Below are 6,339 nucleotides of genomic sequence, written 5' to 3' on the forward strand. Positions count from 1 at the left end.
GCGCCGCTCACAGGACCAGATCGCCGGCGACGAGGGTTCCGTCGCCCGCGAGCGCGATGCGAAAGTCCGAGCGCCCGTCGCCATCCACGTCGCCGGCGAGGAAGCCGCCGCTGAACCGCAGCTCGCCAGCCACGCCGCCAAAGCTGTCCGGCCCGATGAAATCGAAGACCTGAACGCCAGACCGGGTCGCGTCCGCGTCGATCAGATCGAGGCGGACGCGATCGACGCCACTCCGGAAATCGAGGATCACGTCGTGCTCGGCTCCCGATCCGGGGTCAGCGAGCGTTCGGAACAGGAACACGTCCGCCCCGTCGCCGCCGGTCAGGCGATCGGCGCCAGCGCCACCGTCCAGAAAATCCCGGCCGTCACCCCCTGAGGCGCGGTCGTCGCCGGTGCCGCCGTAGAGTCTGTCGTTGCCGCTTTGCCCCCAGAGTTTGTCGTCGCCGCCCCGGCCGATCAAATCGTCGCCCATGGCGCCAGCCTTGATGACGTCCTTGAATTTGTTTCCCTGGATCCGGTCGGATCCGACAAATCCATCGAAGTCAAATTCACTGCTCGCGAAGCGCAGATCCAGATTCCAAGAAATCAACATATGGGAATTATCGCTGCCAATTCTCTGGTCGGTAAGTGCGATATACCCTATGATATCATTCAAATCGTCGTCAATATAGGAAAACTTATATAGCTCTCCGCCATGAAATCCAGACGTTACCTTGTAGAAATCGTCCCAGCTATCTGGTCCGACCCCGTATTCATTATAATCGTAATATTCCGCCTCAAAATCAGTCCCCGGCGCGAAGAATGATACACCTGTATTGCCGTTGGACATGTCCAGGCCATATCCGAGACGATCGTATGCACGAAGTTTAGTCATCGCCTGATCCTCCTTTGATGGAAAAGGTCTGATGAACTCACTTCAAATGTGCGGATCAGCCTACCATCAAGCGACCGAAAACAAATCGCCGCGACAATTCGAAGCCTCCATCCAAGATAAATCATACAACAGTCGGAGGCGAAACGACAGATGAGTCGGTCTGTCCCTCCAGACGGGTCGGTCTCGTTTCGTCATCGGATCCCGCGCTGTCAGAACCGGCGAGCCTGGCAGCGGCCACGGGTCCGCCGACAAAAAATCGGCACGGGCGCGGCTTGGAATGATGGGCGGAACGTGGCACCAAGCGAGGCGATCGCCCGGAGACCGCCATGGCACAGCTCGCCGTCCCTGACTATCCCGACCGCTACCAACTTTCGAACGAGCTCCATGCCCGGCCTTTTCCCGAGCTCACCGCCCCTTGCCGCGCCGCGCATCTCGCGATCAAGCAGCCGAAAGACGCGGCCGACCGCGACCGCGGGCTCGATTTCGCCCATCTCGTCGCGCTGCTCGATCGCTATGGCGCGCCGCATCCGGCGCCGGGCGCGAGCCACTATTCGGGGCCCCTCGGCCGCGGCTTCCTGAAATGGGAGATGCATACCGAGTTCGTCACCTACACGATCTTCGCCGATGGCGTGTCCGACCGCCCGTTCTCCGGTGAGGTGTTCTCGCTGTTTCCCGCCGACTGGCTGGCCGAGGCCCCGGGGCTTGTCGTTACCTCCTGCCTCGTCCGGGTCGAGGTGGCTGGGCCGGAGCTCGAGGAGCGGCTGGCGCGCGAGGTTCTGTCCTGGTTCGTGCCGGAAAGCCTCGCCATCAGCAAGGTGGTCGATGGAGAAGCGGTGGTCGCCGCCGATTTCCGCATTGACGAGAACGGCCATTGCCGCATGGCCGCGTTCGTCCGGCCCGGCATCGGCGCCCGCCGGCTTGGCCGGATCGTCCAGCGTCTGCTGGAGATCGAGACCTACAAGAGCATGGCGCTGCTGACCCTGCCGACCGCGCGCGGCGTCGCAACCTCGGTCGCCCGGCTCGACGGAGAACTCAGCGGCGTCGTGGCCGCCATGGCCGAGGGCGGCGGGCAGGAGAGCCGCACGCTCGACCAGCTGCTGCGCATGGCGGCCGAGATCGCCCATCTCTCGACCACCTCCGCCTTCCGCTTCGGCGCGGCCGGCGCCTATGAGGCGATCGTCAACCAGCGGGTCGAGGTGTTGCGCGAGGAACGGATCGGTGGCCGCCAGATCTTCGCCGAATTCATGACCCGCCGCTTCGACCCGGCGATGCGCACCTGCCGCTCCGCCCGCGAGCGGCTGGAGGAGCTGTCGAGCCGTGCCGAGCGGGCGGCGAACCTGTTGCGGACCCGGGTCGATGTCGCGAACCAGCAACAGAATACCGAGGTGCTGCGCCAGATGTCCGCTCGCGCCGCCACGCAGCTGCGCCTGCAGGAGACGGTCGAGGGCCTTTCGGTGGTGGCGATCAGCTATTACGCCGTCTCGCTCGGCACCTATCTGCTCGGGCCGCTGGTCGAGCCGGTCGGCATCGACAAGGCCCATCTCTCGGCGCTGCTCGTCATCCCCGCGGCGCTCGCCGTCTGGCTCATGGTCCGCCGCGTCCGCGCCCGCCTCGGCCATGGCGCGCCCCAGTGAAGGGGGCTCCCGCGGGCTCCGCCCTTGGGCCCGGCGGCCGCTCCCGCGGCCGCGACAGGAGCGGCCCGTTGGCCGCGGTCCTTTTTTCTCCCCGCCTGTTGGCGGGGCCCCTCGTCCTGCCCGATAGGAATTCTGCCAATATGAAACTGGAAGAAGCCGAGGGGGCGGCGTGGTCCCGCGGGGCTTCCGGCGCACTGGAGGGCTGAGCCCCGGGTCAGCGAAGGGGCGCCAGGGGCTCGACGCGGTGCGAGTTATGGCACCGACGTTGGCATTGGCACCCGCCGGCGCGGCGCATCCAGCGTGACGGCGCGCGGGACGGGTTGCTTCGGGGCGTGATCCGGGTGACAGAAGGGGGGAAACGCAAGGCGCGCCGAGGCCAATGACACCGATCCGCCGTTCCGGTTCCGCGCGGCCATGCCGCCGCCCGGCGTCGCCCGCGGGGCGGCGATGAGAGCCGCCGGTCCGGAGGATGTCGCGGCGGGCGGCGGACAGCGCGGCGTCCGGAGCTGGATGCTGTTCGACTGGGCGAACCAGCCGTTCCAGACCCTGATCCTCACCTTCGTCTTCGCACCCTATTTCGCCGCCGGGGTGATCGGCGATCCGGTGCGCGGCCAGGCGGTCTGGGGCACCGCCTCGGCCGTCGCCGGCCTCGCGGTGGCGCTGCTCGCGCCGGTGCTCGGCGCGGTCGCCGACCGGACCGGGGCGCGCAAGCCCTGGATCCTCGCCTTCTCCCTGCCTTACATCCTCGGCTGCCTCGGGCTCTGGCTCGCGGCGCCGGACACGCCGCGTCTCGACCTTGTCCTCCTCGCCTTCGGGCTCGCCTTCGTCGGTTCGGAATTCACCATCCAGTTCACCAACGCCATGTTGCCCGACCTCGGGCCGCGCGCCGAGCTCGGGCGGATCTCGGGCTCGGGCTGGGCGCTCGGCTATGTCGGCGGGCTCGTCTCGCTGCTGCTCGTGCTGGCCCTCCTCGTGCCGGCGCCGGGCAGCGCGCGGACGCTGATCGGCATCGCGCCGGTCCTCGGCCTCGATCCCGCGCTCGGCGAACCGGCGCGCGCGACCGGGCCGCTCAGCGCGCTCTGGTATCTCCTCTTCGCCTGGCCGCTCTTTCTCTTCACCCCGGACACAGCCCGGCGGGGCAGGCTGGCCGGCGCGGTGCGCGGCGGGCTGAGCGATCTCGTCAAGGCGCTGCGCGGCCTCGGATCGCACCGCAGCCTCGCGGCCTATCTCCTCGCCTCCATGATCTATCGCGACGCATTGGCCGCGCTCTTCACCTTCGGGGGCATCTACGCGGCGGGGGTGCTCGGCTGGGGCGCGTTCCAGCTCGGCGTCTTCGGCATCGCCGCCGCCGGGGCCGGCGCGCTCGGCGCCTGGATCGGCGGCCGCGCGGACCGGGCGCTGGGACCGAAGCCGGTGATCGTCGTGACGATCTGGCTCTTGATCCTCGTCTGTCTCATCGTGCTCGGCACCGCGCCGGGACAGGCGGCCTTCCTGCCTGTCCCGGTCGGGTCGAAGGCCCCCGACCTCACCTTCTTCTTCGCCGGCGCCCTCCTTGGCGCGGCGGCGGGCGCGCTGCAGGCGGCGTCGCGCACGCTCCTCGTCCATCAGGCGGAGGGGCGGATCGACGGCGCCCAGGCGTTCGGCCTCTTCGCGCTGTCGGGACGCGCGACCGCCTTCCTCGGACCGGCGATGATCGCGGCGGTGACGGCCGCGACCGGGTCGCAACGATTGGGCGTCAGTCCCATCCTCCTGCTCTTCGTGATTGGACTTGGACTGCTGACGTGGGTCAAAACCGGCGAATCGACAACGGAGAGCGCATGACCCGACGCCGGACCGGAGCCTTTCGCCTGCCCGCGCTGGTCGCGGCGGCGCTGATCGTCCTGCCGTTTCTCGTCGCCCTGTCCGGCGGCGCGGCGGCGGCGCGGACGGCCAAGGCGCTCTTCGCCGCGAAGGAGGCGCCGACGACGGGGCCGAGCGCCCCGATCGGCCAGAATGCCCGCGGCTGCCTCGCCGGCGGGACGCAACTGCCCGAGAGCGGCCCGACCTGGCAGGCGATGCGGCTGTCGCGCAATCATCACTGGGGCGATCCGGTCACCATCGATTTCATCGAGCGGCTGAGCCGCGAGGCCGTCCGGGTCGGCTGGAAGGGCCTCTATGTCGGCGACATCGCCCAGGCGCGCGGCGGGCCGGTGGGCGGCCATACCTCGCACCAGACCGGGCTCGACGTCGATATCTGGCTGCTGCCGCCGCCCAGGCTCAATCTCTCGCGGGCCGAACGCGAGAAGATTTCGGCCAACAACGTGCGCGCCGCCGACCAGCGCGGGGTCAATGCCAACTGGACGCCGGCCCATGCCGCGCTGATGCGCGCCGCCGCCCGCGATCCGGCGGTGGAGCGGATCTTCATCACCCCGCCGGCCAAGCTCGCCATGTGTGCCAGCACGCCGGCGAACGACCGGGCCTGGCTGCGCAAGGTGCGGCCCTGGTGGGGGCACAACGATCATATGCATGTGCGGCTGAACTGTCCGAAAGGCGCGACGGCCTGCGTGTCCCCCGCGCCGCTGCCCGCGGGTGACGGCTGCGCCGAAGCGGTGTGGTGGGTGACCGAGGCGCTTGAGCCACCGGATCCGAACGCGCCGAAGCCGCCGCCGAAGCCGCCGCTGACGCTGGGCGACCTTCCCCCCGCCTGCGCCCGCGTGCTGAGCGCGCCATAGAGCAACATCCAACCCGACAGGATCGCATGGTGGTCAGGATATCGCGGCGAATCAACATGCTGGAACGGACGGCCCGGTTTCGCGGGGACGGCTTTTTCTCCGGTGCCTTGACCCCGATCCTTGTTCCTTTGACCGGTGTGACATGCGTCTAGCGAGTTTTCTTCTCTGCCTCTTCTGGTGCGCCGCCGCGCAGGCGAGCGATTTTCGCCTGATCAAGGATGCGACCGTCGTCTGGTCCGATGGCGACATCCGCTTCGGCGGTCTCTCGGGCTTCGATCTGAGCGACGACGGCCGGAGCCTGCTGGCGATCGGCGACCGCGGCGTCTGGGTGACGGCGCGGCTCGAGCGCGACGGCGAACATCTCGAACGGGCGCGGACCACCGGCATCGGCCCGCTGCTCGGCGTCGGCGGCCAGCCGCTCGGCGACGGCGAGACCGACGCGGAGGGGCTGGCCGTCGATGCCGAAGGTCGCGTCTATGTCTCCTTCGAGGGGTTTCACCGCGTCCGCCGCTACGATCCGATCAGCGGGCCGGCGACGCGGATCCCGGGCTTTCCGGCGATGAAGCGGTTCCGTGGCAATACCGGGCTCGAATCGCTCGCCATCGATGCGAAGGACGAGCTCTATGCGATCCCGGAATTTGTCTATAGTCCCAAGGGCAAGGCGCCCGTCTTCCGGTTTCGCAACGGCGAATGGGAAAACCCGTACGACATCCAGCGGCGCGACGGCTTCTACGAGACCGACGCCGACTTCGGACCGGACGGCAAGCTCTATCTGCTGGAGCGCAAGTTCAAATGGCTCGGCGGCTTCCAGACCCGGCTGCGCCGCTTCACGCTGAGCGACGACAGGATCCTGAACGAGGAAACGCTGCTCACCACCCAGTTCGGCGATCTCGACAATATGGAAGGCCTGTCGGTCTGGCGCGACGCCCGGGGCGACACCCGGGTGACGATGCTGTCGGACGACAATTTCTTTCCGCTGCAGCGGACGATGCTCGTGGAATTCACCGTCAAGGACGGCTGATACCAGATCCGCTTGATTGGTTCGGATCGAGATGTTTCCGCGGGCCGCCCTTAGGGGGCGCCAGTGGCGCGCCCGCGGTCCGCGCGCCCGGAGCAAGCT

General features: G+C 68.3%; 5 protein-coding genes. 4 read left to right on the forward strand and 1 reads right to left on the reverse strand.

Features of this window, described 5'->3' with window-relative positions:
• Positions 1–7 precede the first annotated feature (7 nt).
• Complete coding sequence (locus Q0480_RS01640) at positions 8–874, reverse strand: M10 family metallopeptidase C-terminal domain-containing protein (protein ID WP_299129995.1); 867 nt, start codon at positions 872–874, stop codon at positions 8–10.
• Positions 875–1,200: 326 nt separating this feature from the next.
• On the opposite strand from Q0480_RS01640, the gene Q0480_RS01645 reads away from it, so the two are divergent.
• The 4 genes from Q0480_RS01645 to Q0480_RS01660 all read left to right on the forward strand — a co-directional run bounded on the left by Q0480_RS01645 (position 1,201) and on the right by Q0480_RS01660 (position 6,240).
• Positions 1,201–2,508, forward strand: coding sequence for a DUF3422 family protein (locus Q0480_RS01645; RefSeq protein ID WP_299129996.1), 1,308 nt, complete (start codon positions 1,201–1,203; stop codon positions 2,506–2,508).
• Positions 2,509–2,955: 447 nt separating this feature from the next.
• Entirely contained in the window at positions 2,956–4,329 is a 1,374-nt protein-coding gene (locus tag Q0480_RS01650; RefSeq protein WP_366940805.1) for an MFS transporter, read from the forward strand.
• Positions 4,326–5,219, forward strand: coding sequence for a penicillin-insensitive murein endopeptidase (gene mepA / locus Q0480_RS01655; protein WP_299129998.1), 894 nt, complete (start codon positions 4,326–4,328; stop codon positions 5,217–5,219). The genes Q0480_RS01650 and mepA overlap by 4 nt, the downstream gene beginning before the upstream one ends.
• A 142-nt stretch (positions 5,220–5,361) precedes the next feature.
• Positions 5,362–6,240 (forward strand): esterase-like activity of phytase family protein, encoded by an 879-nt coding sequence (locus tag Q0480_RS01660; protein ID WP_299130000.1) that lies wholly within the window; start codon positions 5,362–5,364, stop codon positions 6,238–6,240.
• Positions 6,241–6,339: the final 99 nt, after the last annotated feature.

Origin of the sequence: uncultured Amaricoccus sp., assembly GCF_937891315.1 — a bacterium.
Taxonomy (GTDB): domain Bacteria; phylum Pseudomonadota; class Alphaproteobacteria; order Rhodobacterales; family Rhodobacteraceae; genus Amaricoccus.

Coding starts and splice junctions, on each gene's coding strand:
- Q0480_RS01640 (WP_299129995.1), bottom strand. CDS start 874: ATGACTAAACTTCGTGCATACGATCGTCTCGGATATGGCCTGGACATG.
- Q0480_RS01645 (WP_299129996.1), top strand. CDS start 1,201: ATGGCACAGCTCGCCGTCCCTGACTATCCCGACCGCTACCAACTTTCG.
- Q0480_RS01650 (WP_366940805.1), top strand. CDS start 2,956: ATGAGAGCCGCCGGTCCGGAGGATGTCGCGGCGGGCGGCGGACAGCGC.
- mepA (WP_299129998.1), top strand. CDS start 4,326: ATGACCCGACGCCGGACCGGAGCCTTTCGCCTGCCCGCGCTGGTCGCG.
- Q0480_RS01660 (WP_299130000.1), top strand. CDS start 5,362: ATGCGTCTAGCGAGTTTTCTTCTCTGCCTCTTCTGGTGCGCCGCCGCG.